General features: G+C 63.6%; 21 protein-coding genes. 15 read left to right on the top strand and 6 right to left on the bottom strand.

The genetic code is table 11. The features are described from left to right. The first annotated feature begins 76 nt into the window (after positions 1–76). Both greA and JY96_RS01370 read left to right on the top strand, forming a co-directional pair. Positions 77–553 (top strand): transcription elongation factor GreA, encoded by a 477-nt coding sequence (gene greA / locus JY96_RS01375; protein ID WP_035034318.1) that lies wholly within the window; start codon positions 77–79, stop codon positions 551–553. Positions 554–572: 19 nt separating this feature from the next. Next, the gene (locus JY96_RS01370; RefSeq protein ID WP_035034316.1) at positions 573–1,022 is read left to right on the top strand and encodes a DUF4149 domain-containing protein; all 450 of its coding nucleotides are present in this window, start codon (positions 573–575) and stop codon (positions 1,020–1,022) included. A 1-nt stretch (position 1,023) separates the two neighbouring features. Here JY96_RS01370 and JY96_RS01365 read toward each other — a convergent pair whose 3' ends face one another. Beyond that, positions 1,024–1,491 (bottom strand): YhbY family RNA-binding protein, encoded by a 468-nt coding sequence (locus JY96_RS01365; protein WP_035034315.1) that lies wholly within the window; start codon positions 1,489–1,491, stop codon positions 1,024–1,026. A 17-nt stretch (positions 1,492–1,508) separates the two neighbouring features. Here JY96_RS01365 and JY96_RS01360 point away from each other — a divergent pair, with 17 nt between their 5' ends. The 4 genes from JY96_RS01360 to glmM all read left to right on the top strand — a co-directional run bounded on the left by JY96_RS01360 (position 1,509) and on the right by glmM (position 6,634). Continuing rightward, positions 1,509–2,183, top strand: a complete 675-nt coding sequence (locus JY96_RS01360) for an RlmE family RNA methyltransferase (protein ID WP_035034313.1) — start codon at positions 1,509–1,511, stop codon at positions 2,181–2,183. Positions 2,184–2,408: 225 nt separating this feature from the next. After that, complete coding sequence (gene ftsH, locus JY96_RS01355) at positions 2,409–4,313, top strand: ATP-dependent zinc metalloprotease FtsH (RefSeq protein ID WP_035034310.1); 1,905 nt, start codon at positions 2,409–2,411, stop codon at positions 4,311–4,313. 94 nt (positions 4,314–4,407) lie between these two features. Then, positions 4,408–5,241: a dihydropteroate synthase gene (folP, locus tag JY96_RS01350; protein ID WP_035034308.1), complete on the top strand. Its 834-nt coding sequence runs from the start codon at positions 4,408–4,410 to the stop codon at positions 5,239–5,241. A gap of 61 nt (positions 5,242–5,302) precedes the next feature. Next, entirely contained in the window at positions 5,303–6,634 is a 1,332-nt protein-coding gene (gene glmM, locus JY96_RS01345; RefSeq protein ID WP_035034303.1) for a phosphoglucosamine mutase, read from the top strand. Between the two features lie 68 nt (positions 6,635–6,702). Here glmM and JY96_RS01340 read toward each other — a convergent pair whose 3' ends face one another. After that, positions 6,703–7,209 carry a fasciclin domain-containing protein gene (locus JY96_RS01340; protein WP_035034300.1) on the bottom strand — a complete coding sequence of 169 codons (507 nt, stop codon included), beginning with the start codon at positions 7,207–7,209 and terminating at the stop codon, positions 6,703–6,705. A 250-nt stretch (positions 7,210–7,459) separates the two neighbouring features. Here JY96_RS01340 and pstS point away from each other — a divergent pair, with 250 nt between their 5' ends. The 7 genes from pstS to phoR all read left to right on the top strand — a co-directional run bounded on the left by pstS (position 7,460) and on the right by phoR (position 14,166). Beyond that, positions 7,460–8,482: a phosphate ABC transporter substrate-binding protein PstS gene (gene pstS, locus JY96_RS01335; protein ID WP_235334009.1), complete on the top strand. Its 1,023-nt coding sequence runs from the start codon at positions 7,460–7,462 to the stop codon at positions 8,480–8,482. Between the two features lie 189 nt (positions 8,483–8,671). Then, positions 8,672–9,631: a phosphate ABC transporter permease PstC gene (gene pstC / locus JY96_RS01330; RefSeq protein ID WP_035034296.1), complete on the top strand. Its 960-nt coding sequence runs from the start codon at positions 8,672–8,674 to the stop codon at positions 9,629–9,631. Continuing rightward, a complete protein-coding gene (pstA, locus tag JY96_RS01325; protein ID WP_035034294.1) occupies positions 9,628–10,485 on the top strand; it encodes a phosphate ABC transporter permease PstA in 858 nt (285 codons plus the stop codon). Before pstC ends, pstA begins: the two co-directional genes overlap by 4 nt. Positions 10,486–10,524: 39 nt before the next feature. After that, the gene (gene pstB, locus JY96_RS01320; RefSeq protein WP_035034292.1) at positions 10,525–11,310 is read left to right on the top strand and encodes a phosphate ABC transporter ATP-binding protein PstB; all 786 of its coding nucleotides are present in this window, start codon (positions 10,525–10,527) and stop codon (positions 11,308–11,310) included. A 51-nt stretch (positions 11,311–11,361) separates the two neighbouring features. Beyond that, the gene (gene phoU, locus JY96_RS01315; RefSeq protein ID WP_035034290.1) at positions 11,362–12,069 is read left to right on the top strand and encodes a phosphate signaling complex protein PhoU; all 708 of its coding nucleotides are present in this window, start codon (positions 11,362–11,364) and stop codon (positions 12,067–12,069) included. A gap of 38 nt (positions 12,070–12,107) precedes the next feature. Next, positions 12,108–12,809 (top strand): phosphate regulon transcriptional regulator PhoB, encoded by a 702-nt coding sequence (gene phoB / locus JY96_RS01310; RefSeq protein ID WP_035034289.1) that lies wholly within the window; start codon positions 12,108–12,110, stop codon positions 12,807–12,809. A 25-nt stretch (positions 12,810–12,834) separates the two neighbouring features. After that, positions 12,835–14,166: a phosphate regulon sensor histidine kinase PhoR gene (gene phoR, locus JY96_RS01305; protein ID WP_235333819.1), complete on the top strand. Its 1,332-nt coding sequence runs from the start codon at positions 12,835–12,837 to the stop codon at positions 14,164–14,166. A gap of 32 nt (positions 14,167–14,198) precedes the next feature. On the opposite strand, the gene JY96_RS01300 is transcribed toward phoR, so the two are convergent. The 4 genes from JY96_RS01300 to trxA form a co-directional block, all read right to left on the bottom strand. Then, a complete protein-coding gene (locus JY96_RS01300; RefSeq protein WP_035034287.1) occupies positions 14,199–15,902 on the bottom strand; it encodes a hypothetical protein in 1,704 nt (567 codons plus the stop codon). A gap of 120 nt (positions 15,903–16,022) precedes the next feature. Continuing rightward, on the bottom strand, positions 16,023–16,280 hold the full coding sequence (locus JY96_RS01295; RefSeq protein WP_035034285.1) for a type B 50S ribosomal protein L31: 258 nt from the start codon (positions 16,278–16,280) through the stop codon (positions 16,023–16,025). 220 nt (positions 16,281–16,500) lie between these two features. Then, the gene (rho, locus tag JY96_RS01290; protein WP_035034282.1) at positions 16,501–17,778 is read right to left on the bottom strand and encodes a transcription termination factor Rho; all 1,278 of its coding nucleotides are present in this window, start codon (positions 17,776–17,778) and stop codon (positions 16,501–16,503) included. A gap of 287 nt (positions 17,779–18,065) precedes the next feature. Then, positions 18,066–18,395 carry a thioredoxin TrxA gene (gene trxA, locus JY96_RS01285; protein WP_035034279.1) on the bottom strand — a complete coding sequence of 110 codons (330 nt, stop codon included), beginning with the start codon at positions 18,393–18,395 and terminating at the stop codon, positions 18,066–18,068. Between the two features lie 157 nt (positions 18,396–18,552). Here trxA and JY96_RS01280 point away from each other — a divergent pair, with 157 nt between their 5' ends. Next, entirely contained in the window at positions 18,553–21,453 is a 2,901-nt protein-coding gene (locus tag JY96_RS01280) for a PD-(D/E)XK nuclease family protein (protein ID WP_035034277.1), read from the top strand. Then, positions 21,450–24,779, top strand: coding sequence for an exodeoxyribonuclease V subunit beta (locus JY96_RS01275; protein WP_035034276.1), 3,330 nt, complete (start codon positions 21,450–21,452; stop codon positions 24,777–24,779). Before JY96_RS01280 ends, JY96_RS01275 begins: the two co-directional genes overlap by 4 nt. The last annotated feature ends 96 nt before the right edge of the window (positions 24,780–24,875 follow it).

Genomic DNA, 24,875 nt, shown 5'->3' with positions numbered 1-24,875 from the left:
GGCTCCATTCTTTTGTGAGGCCCTGTTCGTGTTGTGAAGAGCAGGGCACCGATTCGATTCAAGAGAGACACGCACTATGTCGACCATTCCCCTTACCAAGCGCGGCGCCGAGAAGCTCAAGGAAGAACTGCATCGCCTCAAGCACGTCGAGCGTCCTGCCGTGGTGCTGGCCATTGCCGAAGCCCGCGCCCAGGGTGACCTCTCTGAAAACGCCGAGTACGACGCCGCCAAGGACAAGCAAGGCTTCATCGAAGGCCGCATCCAGGAAATCGAAGGCAAGCTGTCCGCCGCGCAGATCATTGATCCTTCGTCGCTGGACGCTGGCGGCCGCGTGGTGTTCGGTGCCACGGTCGAAATGGAAATCGAAGCCACGGGCGATGTGGTGACCTACCAGATCGTGGGTGATGACGAGGCCGACCTCAAGGAAGGCAAGATCTCCATCGGTTCGCCCATCGCGCGAGCGCTGATCGGCAAGGAAGCCGGTGATGTCGCCACGGTGCAGGCCCCAGGTGGCGCCCGTGACTACGAGATCATCGAAGTCCGCTACGAATAATCAGCCTGCTCAGTACGCCATGAAGCTCTTGCGTTTTCAGGCCTGGCTGGCAGCTGTCTGGACTGGTATCACCGTGGCGGTGGGCGGCTTGGGTGCCCCGGCCGCCTTCCTGGTGCTGGAGCGCGATCTGGCCGGCAAGGTGGCGGGCCGCATGTTCACGCTGGAAGCCAAGCTCACGCTGGCGCTGGCCATCGTGTCCTTCATGATCGAGCGCCGTCGTGTGCGTGATCTGGCTGAATCAGGGCAGACGACCACGGTGATGACCGGCAATCTGCTGCTCATCCTGGGGGCGCTGTTCCTGGCGATCTTCGGCGAGTTCGTGCTGCACCCGATGATCGAGGCCGCCAAGGCGGGCCAGCCGGTGGCGCTGTCCTTCGGGGCCTTGCACGGGATTTCGTCGGCGCTGTACTGGGTGCGCGCCGTGATGGTTGGCTGCCTGGCCTGGCGGCTGACAGCCAACCGGGCCTGACTCAGGCGGGCTTTTTGCTGGTCACGCGCTTCTTGGCGCGCTTGATCAGGCCGCCAGCGGTCACGCGCTGGTTGCCCATGACCTGAACCTTCTTCACTTCCGGGCGGCGCAGGCCACTCTTGGAGAACTTCAGGATCTTGACCTCACGCGGGCCAGGCATCCGGTCATCCTTGGGCTCGGCGGAGGCTTTTTCAGGAATCGGGCGCCACAGCACCAGCAGTTTGCCGATATGCTGGATCGGGGCGGCGTCCAGTTGGTCGCACATCTGGGTGTAGATGGCTTCGCGGGCAGCGCGGTCATCACCCAGCACGCGCACCTTGATCAGGCCGTGGGCCTTCAAGGCGGCATCGGCTTCTTTCAGCACGGCGGGGGTGAGCCCGTCGCCGCCGATCATCACGACGGGGTCCAGGTGGTGCGCATCAGCCCGATAGGCTTTGCGCTCGGCAGTTGTCAATTGAATAGCAGGCATCCCTCTATTATCGAGCCATGAAAGTCCAAACGAAAAGCAAAAAAGTGAACAAAGCATGGTTGCATGACCATGTCCATGACACTTACGTCAAATTGGCCGGGAAAGAGGGGTATCGCTCGCGTGCCGCTTACAAGCTCAAGGAAATCGACGAAGCCCTGAGCCTGATCAAGCCAGGCCAGTTGGTGGTCGACCTGGGAGCTTCGCCCGGCGCCTGGAGCCAGTACGTGCGCCGCAAGTTTGCCCCCAAGGACGCCGGCGCTGGTGGCGCGGCAACCGGCCAGCTCAACGGCACCATCATCGCGCTGGACTTGCTGGATTTCGAGCCGGTTGACGGCGTACAGTTCATCCAGGGTGACTTCCGCGAAGACGCGGTGCTGGCGCAGTTGCGTGAGGCCGTGGGCGAGCGCCAGGTTGACGTCGTCATCTCGGATATGGCGCCCAATTTGAGCGGCATCGGGGTAACAGATAGCGCACGTATTGAGCATTTGATCGAACTTGCCATCGATTTCGCACAAAATCACCTCAAAAAGGACGGGGCACTGGTCTGCAAGGTGTTTCACGGCAGCGGCTATAGCCAGCTGGTCGAGTTGTTCCGCGAGCATTTCCGCGTGGTCAAGCCCATCAAGCCCAAGGCCTCTCGGGACAAGTCGGCCGAGACTTTCCTGGTGGGCATCGGGCTCAAATCCCGATGAATTTTGTTGATGGCCGTCTTTTAAGTGCCGAAAACAGGTGTTTCACAGGGGCTTGATTTCTGCAGGGTCTCTCTTGACTGTTCTAGAATCATCCCCATGTACCGCGAAGATTGCGTTTGGCTTATTCAGTCTGATGGGTTTGAGCGTGATTTTTGAAACCTGCCGCGGTGGGTTGATGCATACAGCGTCAGCCGGGGCAGGTGTGAATGGGATGAAGGAGCCGCGGTGAACAATCAATGGTTCTCGAAGATCGCAGTCTGGCTTGTTGTGGCGCTGGTGTTGTTCACCGTGTTCAAGCAGTTCGACCGTGCCAGCACAGGTGGTAGCCAGATCGGCTACTCAGACTTCCTCGAGGAAGTGCGTGCCAAACGCATCAAGAGCGTCACCCTGCAAGAGGGCGGCGGCGGCACCGAAATCATCGCCACCACCACGGATGACAAGCGCATCCGCAGCACGGCCACCTACTTGGACCGCGGTCTGGTGGGCGACCTGATCAACAACGGTGTGAAGTTCGACGTCAAGCCCCGCGAAGAGCCCTCGCTGCTCATGAGCCTGCTGGTGTCCTGGGGCCCGATGCTGCTGCTGGTCGGCGTGTGGATTTACTTCATGCGGCAGATGCAGGGCGGCGGCAAAGGCGGGGCGTTCAGCTTCGGCAAGAGCAAAGCCCGCATGCTCGACGAGAACAACAACAACGTCACCTTTGCTGACGTGGCGGGTTGTGACGAGGCCAAGGAAGAAGTCAAGGAACTGGTCGACTTCCTGCGTGACCCTCAGAAATTCCAGAAACTCGGCGGCCGCATTCCCCGTGGCGTGTTGATGGTTGGCCCTCCCGGTACCGGTAAAACCTTGCTGGCCAAGTCCATTGCGGGTGAAGCCAAGGTGCCGTTCTTCACAATCTCCGGCTCTGACTTCGTTGAAATGTTCGTGGGTGTGGGTGCGGCCCGTGTCCGTGACATGTTCGAGCAAGCCAAGAAGAATGCGCCTTGCATCATCTTCGTGGACGAAATCGACGCCGTGGGTCGCCACCGTGGTGCAGGCCTGGGTGGTGGTAACGACGAACGCGAGCAGACCCTCAACCAGATGCTGGTCGAGATGGACGGCTTCGACACCAACGCGGGTGTGATCGTGATCGCCGCGACCAACCGCCCTGACATCCTGGACCCGGCCCTGCTGCGTCCCGGCCGTTTCGACCGTCAGGTCTACGTGACCCTGCCTGATGTGCGTGGCCGCGAGCAAATCCTGAACGTGCACATTCGCAAGGTGCCGGTGGGGCAGGACGTCCGTGCCGACATCCTGGCGCGTGGTACCCCCGGTTTCTCTGGTGCCGATCTGGCCAACCTGGTCAACGAAGCTGCCTTGTTTGCCGCACGCCGCAATGGCCGCGTGGTCGAGATGCAGGACTTCGAGAAGGCCAAGGACAAGATCATGATGGGCCCCGAGCGCAAGTCCATGATCATGCCCGAGGAAGAGCGCAAGAACACGGCGTATCACGAGGCGGGTCACGCACTGGTGGCGCGCCTGCTGCCCAAGACCGACCCTGTGCACAAGGTCACCATCATCCCGCGCGGCCGTGCGCTGGGTGTGACCATGCAGTTGCCTGAAGGTGACCGCTACAGCATGGACAAGACCCGCATGCTGGACACCATCTCGGTGCTGTTTGGTGGCCGTATCGCCGAAGAGGTCTTCATGGACCAGATGACCACCGGGGCATCGAATGACTTCGAGCGTGCCACAGCCATCGCCCGCGACATGGTGACCCGCTACGGCATGACCGACGAGTTGGGCCCCATGGTCTATGCCGACAACGAAGGCGAAGTCTTCCTGGGTCGCTCGATCACCAAGACCAACAACATGTCTGAAGAGACCATGCAGAAGGTCGACAAGCAGATCCGCAAGATCATCGACGAACAGTACGCCATTGCGCGCAAGCTCATCGAGGACAACCAGGACAAGATGCACGCCATGGCGAAGGCCTTGCTGGAATGGGAAACCATCGATGCAGACCAGATCAACGACATCATGGAAGGCCGTGAGCCTCGCCCGCCCAAGGACTGGACGCCTCCCAGCAACCGCCCCAGCGGTGGCAACAAGCCCCCGATGAGCACTGATGGCGCGCCGGCTGCCGTCTGACCTCAGACCCAGGCATCAAACCACACGGGGCTTCGGCCCCGTTTTTCATGGCGCAGGCGCTGGCGCAGAGCGCGATCTGAAAGCCTTCTTGAACATGACGATCTGGCAGACCACCCGCTTTGACATCGACCTGAGTCGCCCCAGGATCATGGGCATTGTCAATGTCACCCCCGACTCCTTTTCAGATGGTGGGCAATACCTCAGCGCCAAGGACGCCCTCCGGCAATGCGAGCGCCTGGTGCGAGAGGGGGCCGACATCCTCGACATCGGCGGTGAATCCAGCCGCCCGGGGGCGCCCACGCTCAGCCCCGAAGAAGAATGGGCTCGTCTGGAGGCGGTGCTCAAGGCTGCCGTGACGCTGGGGGTGCCGGTGTCGGTGGACACCTGCAAAACCGAAGTCATGCGCCGTGCGCTGGATGCGGGTGTGGACATCATCAACGACATCCGTGCGCTGGAGGCGCCAGGTGCCGAGGCTGTGGTGGCGTCGCATGCGCGCTGCGGTGTCTGCCTGATGCACATGCAGGGAGACCCTGCCACGATGCAGAACCGGCCGAGCTATCCGGATGTGGTGTCCGAGGTCAAGGCCTATCTGGCGCAGCGGCTGGATGCGCTGCTCGCCCAGGGCGTTCATTCTGCTCGGATCACCCTTGATCCGGGTATCGGTTTCGGCAAGACGCCAGCGCACAATATCGAGTTGTTACAACGTCAGGAAGCGCTGCTGGATCTGGGGCGCCCCTTGCTGCTCGGGTGGTCTCGAAAGTCGACCTTGGGGCACATCACGGGGCGGCCAGTCGAGGAGCGTCTGGTGGCCAGTGTGGCCGCTGCGCTGGCGTCGATCAGCAGGGGGGCTCGCATTGTGCGGGTGCACGATGTGGCGGCGACATCAGACGCCTTGAAGGTCTGGGTGGCTGCGAATTTATCAAACTGAAACAACACTTGTGGGCGCACAATGCGCCTTCGGGTAAAGCGCTATCTATTTTCAGAACAACATGGCTCGTCAATATTTTGGAACCGATGGCATCCGTGGCACGGTGGGGCAGGCACCGATCACGCCGGACTTCGTCTTGCGCCTGGGGCATGCCGTGGGGCAGGTGCTGCGTCGCACCGAGCAGCGTCCCACCGTCCTGATCGGCAAGGACACCCGCATTTCCGGCTACATGCTGGAGTCTGCGCTGGAGGCGGGGTTCGCCTCGGCGGGCGTGGACGTGCTGTTGACCGGGCCGTTGCCGACGCCGGGTGTGGCTTACCTGACCCGGGCCCTTCGTCTGAACCTGGGCGTGGTCATCAGCGCCTCGCACAACCCGTTTGCCGACAACGGCATCAAGTTCTTCTCGGCCAAGGGCGAAAAGTTGCCCGACGAGTGGGAGCTGGCGGTCGAGGCTGCACTCAATGACGCGCCAAGCTGGGTTGACTCACCCAATCTGGGCAGGGCCAGGCGGCTCAACGATGCGCGCGGCCGCTACATCGAGTTCTGCAAGGGCACGTTTTCTTCCAACCTGTCGCTCAAGGGCCTGAAGCTGGTGATCGATGCCGCTCATGGGGCGGGCTACCAGGTCGCGCCGGAGGTGTTCCACGAGTTGGGCGCCGAGGTGATTTCGATCGGCTGTTCGCCCACCGGGGTGAACATCAACGAAGGTGTGGGCGCTACACATCCTGAGGCCTTGATCAAGGCTGTGGCCGAGCACGGTGCGCATTACGGCATCGCGCTGGATGGCGATGCAGACCGGCTGCAGTTGGTGGACGCGCAAGGGCGCCTCTACAACGGCGACGAACTGCTGTATGTCATGGTGGCTGACCGGATCGACCAGGGCGAAGTTGTTCCGGGTGCGGTGGGCACGCTCATGACCAATATGGCGGTCGAGCTGGCGCTGCAAAACCGGGGCGTGGATTTCGTGCGTGCCAAGGTGGGCGACCGCTATGTGCTGGAAGAGCTGGTTTGCCGCGGCTGGCAGCTTGGTGGCGAGGGTTCTGGCCACCTGATCGCACTGGATCGGCACACCACCGGCGACGGCATCGTGAGTGCGCTGCAGGTGCTGCAGGCCGTGGCGCGCAGCGGCAAGCGGCTGGATCAATGGCTGGAAGGGGTTAACCTGTTCCCGCAGCGGCTGATCAATGTGCGCTTGACGCCCGGGCAGGACTGGCGCGCCAGCGCCACATTGGCCGACACCCAGAAAACGGTGCTGGCGCAACTCAATGGTCGCGGGCGGGTGTTGATTCGCCCCTCCGGCACCGAGCCGCTCCTGCGTGTGATGGTGGAGGCCGAGGACCGTGCCCTGGCTGACCAGTGCGCACAAGCACTGGCGGATGCGGTCAAGGCCTGATCCTGCAGGTCGACACCGAAAATGAAAAAGCCGGCTACTCCATCCGGCTTTTTCACGTCTGACGTGGCTTATTTCTTGGGCGGGGTCAGCACACGGTCGATCACGTGGATGACGCCATTGCTCGCAGGCAGGTCGGCCTTGGTGACCAGGCCATCGTCCGCGGTCACGAAGTCGCCGGCCTTGGCCACATTCATCTTGGCGCCGGTCGAGGTGGTCAGGGGTTGGGCGCTGTCGATGTCACTCGACTTCACCAGGCCTGGCACCACGTGGTAGCCCAGGACGGCCTTGAGCCGGGCAGGGTCCTTGGCCAGCTTGTCCAGCGTGGCAGCCGGCAGGGCCTTGAAGGCCTCGTCAGACGGCGCAAACACGGTGACGGGGCCGTTGCCCTGCAGTGTGTCCTGCAGCCCGGCTTGCTGAATCAGTTTGCTGAAAGTGCTCAGTTCCGGATTGGCGCTGGCAGCCGCGAGCACGTTGGCCGGCTTGGCAACGGCGTTGGTGTTGGCGCAACCCGCAAAAGACAAGGTGAGGGCAAGCAGGCTGCTCAGCAGCAGGAGGTGGGGGCGGCGAGGGGTCATATGCGGTCTCCGTACGAGGTATGGGCTCCAGCAGAATCCGAGGAGCGTGCTGGCACGATAGGTTTGTCACATGACGTTTGCGTGACGAAGTCGTGACGACGTTGTCACGGAAATGGTGCGCCGTCCGGACTGTCTTTTTGTGACAAGGCTGGAATTTGCTGTCACATACGCGTCACAATCGCGCTCTAAAGTCCGCCCCATAGAAATTTGTCTGTCACATGACAAGAAAGGCGTAGACATGAGCTTCAAGATGATTCGCACCGCCGCGGCTGTGGCCCTGGCTCTGGTGTCCGGTACTGTTTTTGCCGAGGACGTCACTGGCGCCGGCGCGACTTTCCCTGCGCCGCTGTACGCCAAGTGGGCCTCGGCTTTCAATGCCGCCACCAATGTGCGCATCAACTACCAGTCGGTGGGTTCTGGCGCTGGTATCAAGCAGATCAAGGCCAAGACGGTTGACTTCGGTGCTTCCGACATGCCCTTGAAGGACGACGAACTGGCCAAGGACGGCCTGATGCAGTTCCCCACCGTGATCGGTGGTGTTGTGCCGGTGGTGAACATCAAGGGCATCGCCCCAGGCCAGCTGAAGATGACCGGCGAAGTGCTGGGCAACATCTACCTGGGCAAGATCACCAAGTGGAATGACCCCGCCCTGGTTGCGCTCAACCCCGGCGTGGCGCTGCCTGACGCCGCCATCGCACCGGTTCGCCGCGCTGATGGTTCGGGCACCAGCTTCATCTTCACGAACTACCTGTCCAAGGTGAACGCCGAGTGGAAGGCCAAAGTGGGTGAAGGCACCGCCGTGAACTGGCCTACGGGCGCGGGTGGCAAGGGCAACGAGGGCGTGTCGGCCTTCGTGCAGCGCCTGCCCAACTCGATCGGCTATGTGGAGTACGCCTACGCCAAGCAGAACAAGATGTCGCACGTGGCGCTGAAGAACGCCGCTGGCAACTTCGTGGAGCCGGATGACGCCACGTTCAAGGCTGCAGCTGCGTCCGCCGAGTGGAACAAGTCCTTCTACCAGGTGCTGACCAACCAGGTCGACAAGAATGCCTGGCCTCTGAGCGGCGCCACCTTCATCCTGATGCACAAGTCGCAAGACAAGCCTGCCCAGGCAGCCAGCACCCTGAAGTTCTTCGAATGGGCCTATGTCAATGGCGACAAGACGGCTTCGGACCTGGAGTACGTGCCGCTGCCCGCATCGGTCAAGGATCTGGTCCGCAAGCAGTGGGCTGGCATTGCCGACACGGCTGGCAAGGCTGTTTCGTACAAGTGATCGCCTTGAATTGATGTTCTCTGTGTGCCGGGCGCTGGTTTGAACGGTGTCCGGCCTTTTGTTTCAGTTGTGCCCGTCGTACATGACCCCGATGTTCCTCGCTGACGGAGGCTTTCGATGACTGCCATTCTTCCTGCTGACATTGATGACGCCGATGTTCCCCCTTCTCGCGGCGTCAAGGGCCGACCTATGACCAACCCACCTGCTCGACGCGTGGCCACCCCGTGGGCCGATACCGCCTTTGCCATGCTCGCTCGCGCGGCAGCTGTTTTGACCCTGGCTTTGCTGGTGGGCATCATCGGCTCGCTGATCGTGGGCGCCTGGCCGGCCATCAAGGCCTACGGCATCAGCTTCCTGTGGCGCACGGAGTGGGATCCGGTTCAAGAGCAGTTCGGTGGCCTGGTCATGATCTACGGCACCTTGATGACATCGATCATCGCGCTGTTGATCGCCGTGCCGGTGAGCTTTGGCATCGCCATGTTCCTGACCGAGTTGTCGCCCTCCTGGTTGAAGCGCCCGCTCGGTATCGCAGTCGAGTTGCTGGCCGCCGTGCCTTCCATCGTGTATGGCATGTGGGGCTTGCTGGTGTTCGGGCCGCTGCTGGCCACGTATGTGCAGCAGCCCCTGCAGAACGCCTCGCAAGGCCTGCCTTATATCGGTGCCCTGTTCAGCGGCCCCCCGGTGGGCATTGGCATCCTGTCTGCCGGCATCATCCTGGCCATCATGATCATCCCTTTCATTGCGTCGGTGATGCGTGACGTGTTCGAGGTGACGCCGCCGCTGCTCAAGGAATCGGCCTACGGCCTGGGTTCGACCACCTGGGAGGTGGTCTGGAAGGTCGTGTTGCCTTACACCAAGACCGGTGTGGTGGGCGGCATCATGCTGGGCCTGGGGCGCGCGCTGGGCGAGACCATGGCCGTGACCTTCGTGATCGGCAACATGAACCAGCTCAATTCGCTGTCTGTCTTCGAGGCGGCCAACAGCATCACCTCGGCCCTGGCCAACGAGTTTGCCGAAGCGGGTGAAGGCCTGCACCAGGCCTCGCTGGTCTACCTGGGCCTGATCCTGTTCTTCATCACCTTTGTGGTGCTGGCCTTCTCGAAGGTCTTGCTGGCCCGTTTGAAGAAGTCTGAAGGAGCGCGAGCATGAGCGCCGAATTGCAAGCCATTCGAGCACGCCGCCACGCCGGGCGCAAACGCACCAATTTCATCGCGCTGGCCATGTCACTGCTGGCCATGGCCTTTGGCCTGGTCTGGCTGGTCTGGATCCTGATCGAGACGGTTCGCCTGGGTGTGGATGGCCTGACGCTGGCCACTTTCACACAGATGACGCCGCCGCCTCAGGAAGCCGGCGGCCTGGCCAACGCCATCATGGGCTCGCTGATGATGGTGGGGCTGGCCACGGCCATCGGCACGCCGGTGGGCATCATGGCCGGCATCTACCTGGCGGAATACGGCCAGAAGGGCTGGCTGGGCAGTGTCACGCGTTTCATCAACGACATCCTGCTGTCGGCGCCGTCCATCGTGGTGGGCTTGTTCATCTACTCGATGGTGGTGGCGCGCATGCATACCTTCTCGGGTTGGGCGGGTGTGCTGGCGTTGGCCTTGATCGTGGTGCCGGTGGTGATCCGCACCACCGAGAACATGCTGTCGCTGGTGCCCAATGCCTTGCGTGAAGCCGCTTATGCACTGGGGACACCCAAGTGGCGCGTGATCCTGACGATCACCTTGAAGTCGGCGCGTGCCGGGGTGATCACCGGCATTTTGCTGGCTGTGGCTCGTATCTCCGGTGAGACGGCACCCTTGTTGTTCACGGCCTTGTCGAACCAGTTCTGGTCGGCAGACCTGGGCCACCCGATGGCCAGCTTGCCCGTGACGATTTTCAAGTTCGCGATGAGCCCGTATGAAAACTGGCAGAAGCTGGCCTGGGCTGGCGTGTTCCTGATCACTGCCGGGGTGCTGGTGCTCAACATCATCGCCCGCACGATGTTCCGTCAGCGCTGATAGGCGCGGCCTCACAAGATTCAAGAAAGACCCTGCACCATGGATGCCAAGGTTCAAACCCAGACCCCCAACAAGGCCAAGCTGGCCGTGCGCAACCTGAACTTCTACTACGGCAAGTTCCACGCGCTCAAGAACGTGAACATGGAGTTGCCGGAGAACAAGGTGACGGCCTTCATCGGCCCGTCCGGTTGCGGCAAGTCCACCTTGTTGCGCACCTTCAACCGCATGTTCGAGCTCTACCCCGAGCAGCGCGCCGAGGGGCAGATCCTGCTGGATGGCCAGGACATCCTGACCACCAAGGAAGACGTGTCGCTGATCCGTGCCCGTGTTGGCATGGTGTTCCAGAAGCCCACGCCGTTCCCGATGTCCATTTACGAGAACATCGCCTTTGGTGTGCGCTTGTTCGAGAACCTGTCGCGCGTCGAGATGGACGAGCGCGTGGAATGGGCCTTGAAGAAGGCGGCGCTGTGGAACGAGGTCAAGGACAAGCTCAATCAGAGCGGCTCCGGCCTGTCGGGCGGTCAGCAGCAACGCCTGTGCATTGCACGCGGCATTGCCATCAAGCCTGAAGTACTGTTGCTGGACGAGCCATGCTCCGCACTGGACCCGATCTCGACCGGCAAGATCGAAGAGCTGATCCATGAGTTGAAGAACGATTACACCGTGCTGATCGTGACCCACAACATGCAGCAGGCCGCGCGTTGCTCGGACTTCACGGCCTATATGTACCTGGGCGAGCTGATCGAGTTCGGTGCCACCACCGACATCTTCATGAAGCCCAAGCGTACGGAAACCGAGGACTACATCACCGGCCGTTTCGGTTGATGACGCCCACTCCAATCAATAGCAAAAACAGGTTTTCGAAGGAGTTTTTCCATGTCCGAGAAGCATTTGTCCAGCCAGTTTGATGTCGAGCTCAGCGGCATTTCCACACGTGTGCTGGAGATGGGTGGGCTCGTTGAATCGCAGGTGGCGCAGGCCATCTACGCCCTGACGCATTTCAGCGGCGAAACCGCCAGCCAGGTGCTGGAAGGCGAAGAGCGCGTCAACCAGATGGAGATGGACATCGATGCCGACCTGTCGACCATCATCGCGCGTCGCCAGCCCACTGCACGTGATCTGCGTTTGCTGATCGCCATTTCCAAAACCATCGGCAACCTCGAGCGCGTGGGCGACGAGGCTGCGCGCATTGCACGCACGGTGCAGCGCCTCATCAACACCGGTGTGTCGAGCCGCCTGCGCCTGCCGGTGAGCGACGTGTCGTTCGAGGCTTCGCTGGCCACGGCCTCGCTGCGCCGCGCGCTCGATGCCTTTGCGCGCCTGGATACGCAGACCGCGCTGGAAGTGATCAAGAGCGACAACGAGATCGACGCCGAGTTCGATGGGCTGATGCGCAAGCTCATCACCTACATGATGGAAGACCCGCGCACCATTTCCGCCTCGATCGATCTGGTGTTCGTGGCCAAGGCTATCGAGCGCGTGGGTGACCACGCCAAGAACCTCGCCGAGCAGGTTATCTACATCGTCAAGGGTACCGACGTTCGCCACAACACGCCCGAGGCGGTTGAGTCGATCATCAAGTAACACACAGATTTACGTACGTACAAGCACGGAGAACACCCATGAGTCGTGTGCTGGTTGTTGAAGACGAAATGGCGATTGCCGAGTTGATCGCCTTGAACCTGCGTCACTCTGGTTTCGATGTGGTCGTGGCGCACAACGCCGATGACGCGCAAGTCGAGATCGACAAGGTCTTGCCGGATCTGGTCTTGCTGGACTGGATGCTGCCTGGGCAGTCCGGGCTGGCGCTGGCCAAGCGCTGGCGCGGTGCGTCGCGCACGCGTGATCTGCCCATCATCATGCTCACGGCACGTGCCGAAGAGGTGGACAAGGTGGCTGGCCTGGATGCGGGGGCGGACGACTACCTGACCAAGCCTTTCTCGACGCACGAGCTGATGGCGCGTGTGCGTGCGGTGCTGCGTCGCAAGGCGCCCCAGGCGCTGGATGCGGCGGTCGAGGTGGCAGGCTTGCGCCTGGACCCGGCGACCCGCCGTGTGTGTCGTGGTGATCAGGAAATCAAGATCGGCCCGACCGAGTTCAAGTTGCTGCACTTCTTCATGACCCACCCGGAGCGGGTGCACAGCCGTGCGCAATTGCTGGATCGGGTCTGGGGGGATCACGTTTTCATCGAAGAGCGCACGGTGGACGTGCATGTGAAGCGCCTGCGAGAGGCCTTGTCGCCTGTTCAGCGTTCGCAGCTGATCGAGACGGTGCGTGGTGCAGGCTACCGCCTGACGCAACAGGTGGCTGACGTCGCGGCCTGAAGATTCCTCTTCATAAAGAGTCATCGTGGATTCAAGCAATTCGTGGCTGTTGTCACGTGTCGGCGCACGCCTGTTGACAGCGTCGGCCGGTGGGCTGGCCGGGTGGTGGGTTGGTAGCCAGATCGGCTATCCCGTCACCCTGTGCATGGGCGCGGCGACATCGGCCGTGCTGATCCTGTCCGTGATGGACACGCTCAAGGGGCATCGACTGCTGGACTGGTTGAGAACGCCAGAGGCCGCGCCACCTGATCTGCCTGGGTTGTGGGGCGAGGTCGCGCACCGGGTGCAGCGTGTCATCCACGTCAAGGATGAACAGATTGCACAGGAGCAGGCTCGCCTGCAGGAGTTCCTGTCGGCCATCGAGGCCTCGCCCAACGGCGTGCTGCTGCTCGATGCGCGGGAGCACATCACCTGGATCAGCGCCGCGGCGGCTGACCACTTCGGTTTGAGTCGGCAGCGCGACCTGCAGCAGCGCGTGACCAATCTGGTTCGTCAGCCCACCTTCGTGCAGTACCTGGCGGCGGGGGACTACCGGGATGCGGTCAAGTGCCAGATGAGCCATGGCACGCAGATGGTGTTGCAGATCCAGGTGCGCGTTTATGGCGAGGGGCTCAAGCTGGTGCTGTCACAGGACATCACCGAGCGCGAGCGGGCCGACACCATGCGACGCGACTTCGTGGCCAATGTGTCCCACGAGATTCGCACGCCGCTGACCGTGCTCAATGGCTTCATCGAGACCTTGGGCGCTTTGCCCTTGACCGAGGTGGAGCGCAAGCGGGTCATCACGCTGATGACGCAGCAGGCCGAGCGCATGCAGAGCCTGGTGAGTGACTTGCTGACGCTGGCCCAGATCGAGGGCAGCCCACGGCCAGCGTCGGATCGCTGGATCAAGGTGGATGGCCTCATGCAGCGCATCGAGTCGGACGGCAGGGCCTTGTCACGTGAGCGCCATCCCATGTCCTTCGTGCTGGAGTGCGACGGCAAGTTGTGCGAGATCGCCGGCATTGAAAGCGAGTGGCTCAGCGCCATGGGCAACCTGGTGTCGAACGCCGTTCGCTACACGCCCGAGGGCAAGGCCATCGAGGTGCGTTGGGCGCGTTTGCCCAATGGCGGCGCCGAGTTCAGCGTGAAGGATGGCGGCATCGGCATTGCACCGGAACACATCCCACGCCTGACGGAGCGCTTCTACCGTGTCGATGGCAGCCGCTCGCGCGAGACGGGTGGCACGGGGCTGGGGCTGTCCATCGTCAAGCACGTGGTGCAGCGCCACGGTGGCGAATTGCGGATCAGCAGTGAGCCTGGCAAGGGCTCGACCTTCACGCTGACGGTGCCGGCCTCGCGGGTGCGGCAGGTTTGATTGCGTGCGGCCAGGGCTGCCTGCTTGCCTGATCAGTCAGTGGGGGCCAGGCGCCGGTAGATGACGATCTGCTCGGAGTTGTGGGTACGCTGGTTGTACTGGGCTACCCTGGCCCAGCCGGGTGCGTGTGGGGCCCGGGTGTGGGCCGGTGTGCGCAGCACGAGCCACCTGCAGCTGGTGGAGGCGGGGTTGGTAGACGTGCTCAGCCCATCGACCCGGTAGTGGCCAAAGTACTCCATGGCCGTGAGCAGGCCCACGGGGGCATCCGGGGCGCAGATCTGTTCACCGCCTGGAATGTGCGGTGCCATGCGGGCCATCACGAGCCGATAGCTTTTTGCCTGGTCGAGCAGGGGGAGCCACAAGGTCATGAACAACAGCCAGCACAATGCCACGCCGCCAGCGGGCAGCACCAGGCTCTTCCACAGTGCGTGAGCCTGGCGGGCGGTGCGCCAGCGGACCAGGCCCAGCCACAGGATCGTGCCAATGATGGCCGGGATCAGCGCCAGCCAGGAAAAGTGGGGCACATAGCCCGGAACCAGCTTGGCCACGTTGGCGGCCACCTTGACCGGGACCCCTGTGTGCATGGCCACGTAGATGACCCAGATGGCGCCGGCGCAGGCCGTGAAGAAGCACACCGAGAACCAGTCGATGGCGGAGCCCAGGCTGCGCTGGAGGATGGGCAGGGCAAAGGCGGCCAGCACGGCCAGCGGTGGCAGTGCCGCGAGCAGAGCGCGTTCGTTGGCGCCCATGGCCACCGAGGCGATGAAGCCAACCGCTGCAGCCAGCATGGGGACGGCGATGTGGCGGCGCCAGACCTGGCGGCGCCAGTGCCAGATGGTCAGCACGGCCAGGGGTAGGGTGGGCCAGGTGAACCAACTGATCAGCTGGATGGCCTCCTTGAAGCTGATGCCCTGATCAATGCGCCAGGCCCAGCCGGAGAGCCCCGAAGTGGTCAAGGCCGTGGCCAGGCCCAGGGCCAGAACCAAGGCCCCCGCGTTCCAGGCTAGATGGGCCTTCATCTCTGGCTGGTGCGAACGCAGGCAGACGATGATGCCGGTGACGCCCAGCATTGCCGCCACAGCCGGGCTGCCGCTGGCGGCCATCACCGGCAGGGCCAGCAGGGCGGCTACGCGGGCTTGAGCGGGCTGCCTTTGAACCGCGGCCAGGCTGAACAGGAACAGGGTGCTGCCCAGCAGTTGCAGGAGCTCGGGCGTGGTCTCATGCCCCAGTTGCAGCAGGCCCAGGCTGGCGATGAGGGCCAGCAGGCCGCCATCGGCCACGGCCCGGGCGTAATCGCGTGGTTTGGCTTCGCCCCCAAATGCCAGCGGCAAGGGCTGTGCGGCATCGGTCAGGGCCAGTTGGTAGGTGCTGTACCAGGTCAGCGCCAGGATGGCTGACAGCAGCAACGCAAAGGGGATGCGCGCGGCCAGTGCCGGGTCCACCCAAGGGCTCAAGACGGAAATGAAGGCACCGCCCAGCCAGTAGGGCAGCACGCCGCCTGATGTGGGCAGGACGCCGCCCACATTGGGGTGCAGCCAGGATGCCTGCCCCAGGGCGAGGCTCCACATGTGCCCGAAAGAGGCGATGTCTTCGTTCTTCCAGGGGTCCCGCCCGAGCAGGCCGGGGATCACGTAGGCCGCGCAAAACAGCAGCAGGGCCCAGCGCGGCAGGCGTTGCACGGCCTTCTGGGTGACCAGGGCAGGGGAGATGACCGGGGCCTGTGAACGGGCGTTCATGTCTGTGCGATCAACCAGGGCAGTGCAGTATGGGGCAGAAATGCAAAAGGGCAGCCAGAGCTACCCTTTCGGTGTGAATCAGGGAATCGGGCGTTGCGAAACAGCGCCCGAGTGGCCTGATTACTTGCGGAACTGAGCGAACTTGTTGCGGAACTTTTCCACGCGACCGCCCAGGGAGTCCACAGACTTCTGGGTACCAGTGTAGAAAGCGTGCGATTCGGACGAGGTTTCCAGCTTGAACAGGGGCAGTTCACGGCCGTCTTCCAGCTTGATCGTTTCCTTGGTAGGAGCGCAGGAGCGGGTCACGAACTTGAAACCGTTGGATTGGTCCAGGAAAACGACTTCGCGGTAGTTGGGGTGGATACCTTGCTTGGGCATATGAAAACCTCTTGCTGTTTGCATCATCGGGAGCCACCAGGCACCATGCCTGGCACTTTCCGACAGCCGGAAAACCAGAGATTCTAGCACGAGAACCCAGGGTTGCTGAAAAATATGGTGGAGAAACGCACTCTCACCAAGCGACCACCGCGGATCCGGCTCCGCCGGTCCGCCAGTGGTGCCCCCCTTTTCAAAGGGGGCGCGCGCAGCGCGTAGGGGGTTAGCCCCCTCTACGCATCATGTCGAAGAAATCGTGGTTGTTCTTCGTCGAGCGCATTTTGTCCAGAACGAACTCCATCGCCTCGATTTCGTCCATCGGGTAGAGCAGCTTGCGCAGGATCCAGCTCTTTTGCAGGATTTCCGCCTTCAGGAGCAGCTCTTCACGGCGTGTGCCGGACTTGTTGATCAGGATGGAGGGGTACACGCGCTTTTCGGCCATGCGGCGATCCAGGTGGATTTCGCAGTTGCCGGTGCCCTTGAACTCTTCGTAGATCACTTCGTCCATGCGGCTGCCCGTATCGATCAGGGCGGTGCCGATGATGGTCAGCGAACCACCTTCTTCGATGTTGCGGGCCGCGCCGAAGAAGCGCTTGGGGCGTTGCAGGGCGTTGGAGTCCACGCCGCCAGACAGCACCTTGCCGGAGCTGGGCAGCACGTTGTTGTAGGCGCGGGCCAGACGGGTGATCGAGTCCAGCAGGATCACGACGTCCATCTTGAGTTCAACCAGGCGCTTGGCGCGTTCGATCACCATTTCGGCGACCTGCACGTGGCGTTGGGCGGGCTCGTCGAAGGTCGAGCTGATGACTTCACCGCGCACGGTGCGCTGCATCTCGGTCACTTCCTCGGGGCGCTCGTCCACCAGCAGCATGATCAGATGCACTTCGGGGTGGTTGGCAACCAGGGCGTGAGCCAGGTTCTTCATCATCACCGTCTTGCCGCTCTTGGGCGGGGCCACCAGCAGGGCGCGCTGGCCTTTGCCGATCGGGGCGATGAGGTCGATGATGCGGCTGGTGACGTTGTCGTCAGCCTTGGAGCCTGTGGCAGCCGTCTCGCGCTCCAGCTTGAACTGCTCATCGGGGAACAGCGGCGTGAGGTTCTCGAACATCAGCTTGTTCTTGTTCACCTCGGGCGACAGGCCGTTGACGCGGTCCACCTTCACCAAAGCGAAGTAGCGCTCGCCGTCCTTGGGGACGCGCACTTCGCCTTCGATCATGTCGCCGGTGTGCAGGTTGAAGCGGCGAACCTGGCTGGGCGACAGGTAGATGTCGTCGGTGCTGGCCAGGAAGCTGGTGTCCAGCGAGCGCAGGAAGCCGAAGCCGTCAGGCAGCACTTCGAGCACGCCATCGCCGAAGACTTGTTCGCCTGCCTTGGCACGCTTCTTCATGATGGCGAACATCAACTCCTGCTTGCGCATGCGAGAGACGTTCTCGATTTCGAGACCCTCTGCCATCTCCACCAATTTGGAGATGTGCAGTGCCTTCAGTTCTGAAAGATGCATGGATTGAGACCCTGAACGAAACCGGCTGTCAGTGAGTCGTCAACGGTGACGCTACGCCAAGCAGGTGGACAAATCGTGGGTGAATGGGGTGGGCAGACAAATGGCCGGGAAACAACTGAAACCAGGCCGAAGGTTTGTCGTGGTGCGTTTTCGAGAGATATGGCCTGACAACGATCGGGCTGTTGTTTCTCTGCACCGGCCGCCTGCAGTATCAGGCTGGCCCGACGAACACCGGCTGAAGTCTATCAGCCGGTGGACGCATTATAGGGACGAAATAAACAGAAAAATCACAGGTTGCCGTCGATGAAGGCCGTCAACTGGGCCTTCGAGAGCGCGCCGACCTTGGTGGCCGCCAGTTGGCCGCCCTTGAAGATCATCAGCGTGGGGATGCCACGGATGCCGAACTTGGCGGGCACTTCGCGGTTCTGGTCGACGTTCATCTTGGCCACATTCAGGCGCCCGGAGTAGCTCGTGGCGACTTCGTCCAGAATCGGGGCGATCATCTTGCAGGGGCCGCACCATTCGGCCCAATAATCCACCAGCACGGGCTGGGCAGATTGCAGGACGTCGGCGTCGAAAGAGGCGTCGGAAATGTGTTTGATCAGGTCGCTGCTCATTTAACTATCCTTCAGTTTGCTGGCGCGATGGCGGCACCCATGGGTGTTTTCCCAGCAGGAATGCAAAGATTCTGACACAGAAGATGTGATCGATCGGTCGCATTCCAAGAGACCTTCTTCAATGACCGCGATAGCCAGATTCTTTGACACCCGCAGCATGACGATCGAGCCCAGCCCCTGGTACTGGGCGCCGCAAGCGAGCGCCCAGGCATGCTGGCAGGCGTGGGCTGGCGAGACGGCGACCTGGCTCAGGGCGCAGCAGGCCGACGTGCGCGATGCGCTGATCGTGTTGCCCGTGGGCGCGGTGCTGGCGCAGGCTCGCCAGGCCTGGGCCACTGCCGTTGGTGGCTGGGTGCCGCGGATCGACACCATCGCGGCCGTGTCTGACAGCCTGGCCTGGTCCTGGGCACCTGAGCCGATGCACAGCGAGGCCGGTTTGCCGCCTGTGACCCTGGACGCCGTGGTCGACCGCTTGCAGGCGGCGCGCGCCCTGGGGGCCGAGGCCTGGGGCAAGCAGTGGGCACAGCGCGATCGGCGCGGCTTCGAGTTTGCGCTGGACCAGGTGGTGGATGCGGCGCAGACCTGGGTCAGGCGCATGCAAGCGATGGCGCCGGCGCAGCGCCCGGCTTATCTGGCGCATGCCCGGGAGGTGTTGGGTGTCGGGCAGGGGATGGGCGTGCCGCAGGGCCCGGGGGGCCGCGAGCGTTTGTTGCTGGCCTGGGCCCTGGAGTGGGCAGGGGCAACGGCCGTGGCGGGCCTGCCTGGCGATCCTTTGTTTGATTTGCGGCCGTCGGCGCTGGTGGTGGTGACGGCTGGCGAGGCGGTGTCCCCTGGCACGGAGATCCATCTCTCCCTGGGGGTGATGAGCCATCTGGCGGACCAGGGTGTGCCGGTGTGCTGGCGTTCGGCCTCCGGTGAGGCGCAGGTGTCGGGTTTGCCGCGTGAGCGCGTGCCCTTGGCACTGCCTTGCGGCAACGCGGAGGACGAGGCCCAGCAGGCCGCTGCGCAAGTGATTGCTGCCGTCAATGCCGGCCGTGAGCTGGATGCCGATGCACCGGTGGCCTTGATTGCGCTGGACCGCAGCTTGATCCGCCGGGTGCGGGCCATGCTGGAAGGCGCAGGCTTGTCGATGGCCGATGAAACCGGCTGGCTCTTGTCGACCACGCGGGCGGCGGCGGTGCTGACACGTTTGCTGCAGGCCTCGCACCCGCGCGCCTCGACCGATGATTTGCTGGACTGGCTCAAGTCGGGCTGGCTGGATTGGGCGGCGGACGGCGGCGAGCACGCGCGCCCGGACGGCGTTAGCCTGCCGCAAGCCACCGGTGAGCTGGAAAGCTGGTGTCGCCGTCATGGCATGTTGGGCGCCTGGGGGTTGCAGGTGGCAGCCAATGTGGCGGCCAATGTGGCCGAGGAGCAGTCGGATGGCGCCTCGCCCGCCCATGTCGCGCAGGTCGCACAGGACGCCCAGTTGATCCCGAGCGGCAGGCAGGCCATGCCGGCCCAAGCGGCGCGTTTGTGGCATTGGGCTTTGCATGTGGTCGAGCCTTTGCAGGTGTTGTGGTCAGGCAAGCGGCCCTCCTTGCGGGACTGGTTGCTGGGCCTGCAGGCAGCACTGACGCGGGCTGGCGCCTTGTCAACGCTGATGGCCGACGCGGCTGGCGAGCTGGCGCTGCAGTCCTTGCGCTTCGAGGCGCTGGACGCCGTTGAACCGGCGGGTGGCATGTGGGCCGGTTTGTCCAGCCAGACGCGCCTGGATGGTCCGGCGTTTTTGCGCTGGGTGGGCACCGTGCTGGAGGCCACCACGTTTCGCCCACCAGCGCCAGAGCAAGCGGCCGATGTGGTGATCACCCCCATGGCGCGCGCGGCTTTGCGGCCTTTTCACGCCATCGTCTTGCCCGGTGCGGATGAGCGCCAGTTGGGGGCGATGGGCAGCCAGTCTGGCTGGATGAGCGCCAGCTTGCGCGAAGCACTGGACCTGGCCACGCCGGCCACCCAGCGCGCTGCTCAGTGGGATGCGTTCAGCCTGTTGATGAGCCGCCCGGGTGTGGTCTGCCTGCACCGCCACGCACAGGGCAGCGAACCGCTGGAGCCCAGCGCCTGGCTGGAGCGTTGGGCAGCACAGTCCGGCGTGGGCATCGGGCTAGCGCAGGATGTGCGCTTGCCGGTATCCGTCCAGCCCAAGCCAGTGGCACCGCCTTTGCCCAGCTTGCGCGAGGCCCTGTGGGCCTTGCCTGCGCAGGTCACGGCCACGTCTTACGAGGCTTTGCGGCAGTGCCCCTATCGCTTCTTTGCGACCAGCGTGCTGGGGCTGCGCGAGCACGATGAGCTGGAGGAGGGCCTGGACCGATCCGACTTCGGCATCTGGCTGCACGAGGTACTGCGCAGCTTCCATGACCAGAGGCAGGGCCAGCTGGCCATCAGCACCGAGGCGGCAGATGTGCAGGCCTGGCTGGACGCCGCTCAGCGTGTGATCCATGAAACGGGGCTGGACCGTGACAGCCAGCGGCCTTATTTCCTGCCCTTCCAGGCTGACCTGGATCGGCTGGCTCGTGCCTATGTGAAGTGGCTGCGAGGACACGAGGAGGGCGGCTGGGCCTTGCAGGATGCCGAGCGCGTCGAGCAGCTTGATCTGCAGGTCAGCGAAGGCTTGTCCGTGAAGCTCTACGGCCAGATCGACCGTATCGACGCGCGGCATCACGAGGGCAGCAAGCAGCATCTGGTGCTGGACTACAAGACGGGCAGCCTGGACGGGCTCAAGCGCAAGGTGGCCGCACCGCTGGAGGACACACAACTGGCCTTCTATGCGGCCTTGTCAGATCCGCAATGGGCGGTGTCTGCGGCCTACCTGCACCTGGATGTTCAGGATGTGAAGCAGCTTGATCACCCGGATGTCGAGCGCAGCGCGCAGGTGCTGCTGGAGGGGCTGGCCCAGGATTGGGCGCGCCTGCATGCCGGTGCAGCCATGCCGGCCCTGGGCGAGGGCAGCGCCTGCACGTATTGCCAGGCGCGCGGACTGTGCCGCAAGGACCACTGGACCCTGCAGGAGGTGTCGGCATGAGCCAGGCCGCATACGAAGTCAATGGCGAGGTCGTACCGGCCGACCTGTTCTACCAGGTGGCGTGTGATCCGCATCGCAGTGTGGTGGTCGAGGCCTGTGCGGGCGCCGGCAAGACGTGGATGCTGGTGTCGCGCATCTTGCGGGCCCTGCTCGATGGCGTGCCGCCCAATCAGATCCTGGCCATCACGTTCACGAAGAAGGCCGCGGGCGAGATGCGCGAGCGTCTGCATGGCTGGTTGCGGGACTTCGCGCAAACCACGGATGCACAGCGCGAGATGGAGTTACGCATCCGCGGGGTGGCGCCTTCGCAGATTGCCGAGATGGCACCGCGCTTGCAGCAACTGTATGCACGCTGGCTGGAAGAGGGGCGGGGCGTGGACATCCACACCATCCACGGCTGGTTTTCGCGCCTGGTGAAGGCCGCGCCGCTGGACATCCTCAATGAGCTGAACCTGCCGCCCGAGCTCAACCTGGTCGAAGACACCAGCGAGCATTGGCCCGAGGTGTGGGGGCGTTTGCTGCGCCGGCTGGATGCACAGACGCCATCACGCAAGAACGGTGACGAGGCCGGGCCAGAGTACCTGGCCTTCATGGCCGTGGTGCGCGAGGTGGGGCGCTTCAATGCCGAGGCCTGGCTGCACACGGCGCTGGACAACCGGCTGGAGTTGACGCTGGCTGATCAAGGCGAGCGGCTTGCCGGTGGCGTGGCTTGCGCGGCGGACTGGTCGGCGCAGTGGTCCGGGTTGGCGCACCCGTGTGAGGCCCTGGCGCGCCAGAGTGTGCTGGATCAGTTCTGGTCACTGGCGCGGCAATTGGCTACCGCCAAAGGGGCCAAGGCGCAAAAGGCCGGTGTGGCCATCGAGCAGGCGCTGGGCCTGGCGGATGTCGAGTCGCAGGCGCAGGCCTTGGCCAAGGCGCTGTTGACGGACAAGGGTGAGCCGCGCAAGCAGCTGGGTGACATGGCCGACCTGGCCTGGGCGCAGTCCTGGTTGATCGACTTGCAGCAGGCCATGGTGCAGCAAGAGGCACACGTGCTGCATGAGCACATGGTGAGCCTGTCGCGCCTGCTGTTTGACGAGTACGCGCGCTTCAAGGCCGAACGCGGGCTGGCCGACATGGTGGACCTGGAGCTGGCGGCAGCCCGGTTGTTGGGGGATCCCATCTTGTCGGGCTGGATCCAGGAGCGCCTGGACAGCCAGGTCCGGCAATTGTTGATGGACGAATTCCAGGACACCAGCCCCTTGCAATGGCAGACCTTGAAATCCTGGTTGTCGGCCTATGCCGGGGCCGGTGGCGGGCACAGCGGTCGCCAGCCCATCAGCGTCTTCCTGGTGGGGGACCCCAAGCAGAGCATCTACCGCTTCCGCCGGGCAGACCCTCGCGTCTTCAGCGCGGCCAAGACCTTTGTGCTGGAGGCGCTGGACGGCGATCTTCTGGCTTGCGATCACACGCGCCGCAATGCGCCAGGCATCATCGACGCCCTCAATCTGGTGATGGGACAGGCTTGCGCCGAGGGCCGCTTCCCTGGCTTCCGCACGCACACCACGGCTTCCGAAGATGCCGCACGCATCCGGGTGTTGCCATCGGTGATGCGCACAACGGCCACCAAGGCCGAGCCCGATGAGGCCTGGCGCGACAGCCTGCTGATGCCACGCGAACAGGCGCACACGACGATCAAGGAGGTCGAGGCCGAGCAGGTGGCGCAGGCCATCACCGCGATGGTGCGGCAGGAAGGCCTGGCGCCCTCCGAGATTTTTGTGCTGGGCCGCAAGCGGGCCACGCTGGCCATGGTGGCGCAGGCGCTGGACGAGCATGGCGTGCCGCACATTGCGCCCGAGGACACGCGCCTGATCGACACGCCCGAGGTGCGGGATCTGGTCGCCGTGCTGGATGCGCTGGTGTCGCCACACCACGATCTGGCGCTGGCCCACGCCTTGAAGAGCCCGCTGTTTGGCGCCACGGATGGCCAGCTGCTGCAACTGGCGGCTGTGGTGAAGCAGTCGCAAGGCAAGACTTCATGGTGGGATGGTTTGCTGCGCATCGCCACGCAGGCTGATTGCCCGCAGGCGTTGGTGCGTGCGGCCACCTTGTTGCCGGCGTGGTCAGAACTCACCCGCGTGGCGCCGCCGCACGACCTGCTGGAACGCATCGTGACGGAGGGTGACTACCGCGCCCGTGTGCTGGCCTGTGTGCCAGCCAGCCGCCGTGTGCAGGCCTTGTTTCATGTGGACGCGCTCTTGTCGCAGAGCCTGGAGATGGACGCTGGCCGGGATGCCACGCCTTACCGCTGGGTGCGTGCGCTCAAGCGCTTGCCCTTGAACCTGCCACCACGTTCGCAGGCCGATGCCGTGCAACTCCTGACCATCCACGGCGCCAAGGGCCTGGAGGCCAAGGTGGTCTTCATGGTGGACACGGACCCGGAGCCCGCACGCAAGGACAGCTATGCCCTGATGGTGGACTGGCCCGAAAGCGACGAGCGGCCCAGGCGCTGTGCCTTCATCCGTTCGCAGAGCAACCCGCCACCCAGCCTGGCTGCCAGCCTGGATGAAGACCGTGAGGCGGATCAGCGTGAAGAGCTGAATGCCTTGTATGTGGCGCTCACCCGGGCGCGGGAGCAACTGGTGTTCAGCCGCACGCAGCCCAGAGGGCAGGGCGCGGACAGCTGGTGGCAGCGGCTGGCCAGCAGCGGCGCGATCGACCCCGAGCAGGTCTGGCAGGTGGCGTTGCCTGAAGCTGCGGTTCAGAACGATGAGGTTGCGGCCGAGACACCGGTGCTTTTGTCGACCTTGCCGGCACTGGCTCCGCGGCCGGGTCAGGATGAAATCAAGCCGGCGGCAGCTGCAGAGAAAAGCAGCACCCAGCAGCTGCTGGGGCAAGTGGTTCACCGGGTGCTGGAATGGCTCACGCCTTTGCCCGTCAAACAACGCACGCCGGAGCGCATCGAGCGCGCGGTACTGGCCGCCAGCAAGGCCTTGTTGCTGGAAGCCGAACACCATGGCGCCGCCCGGCACCTGGTCCAGACGATCTTGAGCGCGCCAGCCTTGCAACCCTGGCTCGACCCCGCCCGCCTGGCCTGGGCCGGCAACGAGGTGGCCCTGCACGACCAGGGCCAGGTGTTGCGCATCGACCGGCTGGTGGCCGTCGACACGGATGCCGGCCGTCAATGGTGGGTGCTGGACTACAAGCTGCAGCACCGCCCACAGGCGCTGGAGGCCTACCGCGCCCAGATGAGCCGCTACGTGGCCGCCGTGTCTGCCTTGCAGGCTGGGGAGCGCGTACGGGCCGCGTTCATCACCGGGGCGGGTGAGTGGGTGCCCCTGGATTGAGTGCCAAGCATGCTGGATGGCGCGGTCTCTGTGAAAAAGGACCGCGTTTGTGGCCCTAGACGGGGTTTTGCAGATGCCCGGCCTGTAGTGCAATCA

It is taken from the genome of Aquabacterium sp. NJ1, from assembly GCF_000768065.1.
Classification (GTDB): Bacteria; Pseudomonadota; Gammaproteobacteria; order Burkholderiales; family Burkholderiaceae_C; genus Aquabacterium.
This window is presented reverse-complemented; position numbering and strand designations above follow the sequence as displayed.

Bases quoted from the DNA above. Each gene is read 5' to 3' on its own strand.
- greA (WP_035034318.1), top strand. From the start codon at position 77: ATGTCGACCATTCCCCTTACCAAGCGCGGCGCCGAGAAGCTCAAGGAA.
- JY96_RS01370 (WP_035034316.1), top strand. From the start codon at position 573: ATGAAGCTCTTGCGTTTTCAGGCCTGGCTGGCAGCTGTCTGGACTGGT.
- JY96_RS01365 (WP_035034315.1), bottom strand. From the start codon at position 1,491: ATGCCTGCTATTCAATTGACAACTGCCGAGCGCAAAGCCTATCGGGCT.
- JY96_RS01360 (WP_035034313.1), top strand. From the start codon at position 1,509: ATGAAAGTCCAAACGAAAAGCAAAAAAGTGAACAAAGCATGGTTGCAT.
- folP (WP_035034308.1), top strand. From the start codon at position 4,408: ATGACGATCTGGCAGACCACCCGCTTTGACATCGACCTGAGTCGCCCC.
- glmM (WP_035034303.1), top strand. From the start codon at position 5,303: ATGGCTCGTCAATATTTTGGAACCGATGGCATCCGTGGCACGGTGGGG.
- JY96_RS01340 (WP_035034300.1), bottom strand. From the start codon at position 7,209: ATGACCCCTCGCCGCCCCCACCTCCTGCTGCTGAGCAGCCTGCTTGCC.
- pstS (WP_235334009.1), top strand. From the start codon at position 7,460: ATGATTCGCACCGCCGCGGCTGTGGCCCTGGCTCTGGTGTCCGGTACT.
- pstC (WP_035034296.1), top strand. From the start codon at position 8,672: ATGACCAACCCACCTGCTCGACGCGTGGCCACCCCGTGGGCCGATACC.
- pstA (WP_035034294.1), top strand. From the start codon at position 9,628: ATGAGCGCCGAATTGCAAGCCATTCGAGCACGCCGCCACGCCGGGCGC.
- pstB (WP_035034292.1), top strand. From the start codon at position 10,525: ATGGATGCCAAGGTTCAAACCCAGACCCCCAACAAGGCCAAGCTGGCC.
- phoU (WP_035034290.1), top strand. From the start codon at position 11,362: ATGTCCGAGAAGCATTTGTCCAGCCAGTTTGATGTCGAGCTCAGCGGC.
- phoB (WP_035034289.1), top strand. From the start codon at position 12,108: ATGAGTCGTGTGCTGGTTGTTGAAGACGAAATGGCGATTGCCGAGTTG.
- JY96_RS01300 (WP_035034287.1), bottom strand. From the start codon at position 15,902: ATGAACGCCCGTTCACAGGCCCCGGTCATCTCCCCTGCCCTGGTCACC.
- JY96_RS01295 (WP_035034285.1), bottom strand. From the start codon at position 16,280: ATGCCCAAGCAAGGTATCCACCCCAACTACCGCGAAGTCGTTTTCCTG.
- rho (WP_035034282.1), bottom strand. From the start codon at position 17,778: ATGCATCTTTCAGAACTGAAGGCACTGCACATCTCCAAATTGGTGGAG.
- trxA (WP_035034279.1), bottom strand. From the start codon at position 18,395: ATGAGCAGCGACCTGATCAAACACATTTCCGACGCCTCTTTCGACGCC.
- JY96_RS01280 (WP_035034277.1), top strand. From the start codon at position 18,553: ATGACGATCGAGCCCAGCCCCTGGTACTGGGCGCCGCAAGCGAGCGCC.
- JY96_RS01275 (WP_035034276.1), top strand. From the start codon at position 21,450: ATGAGCCAGGCCGCATACGAAGTCAATGGCGAGGTCGTACCGGCCGAC.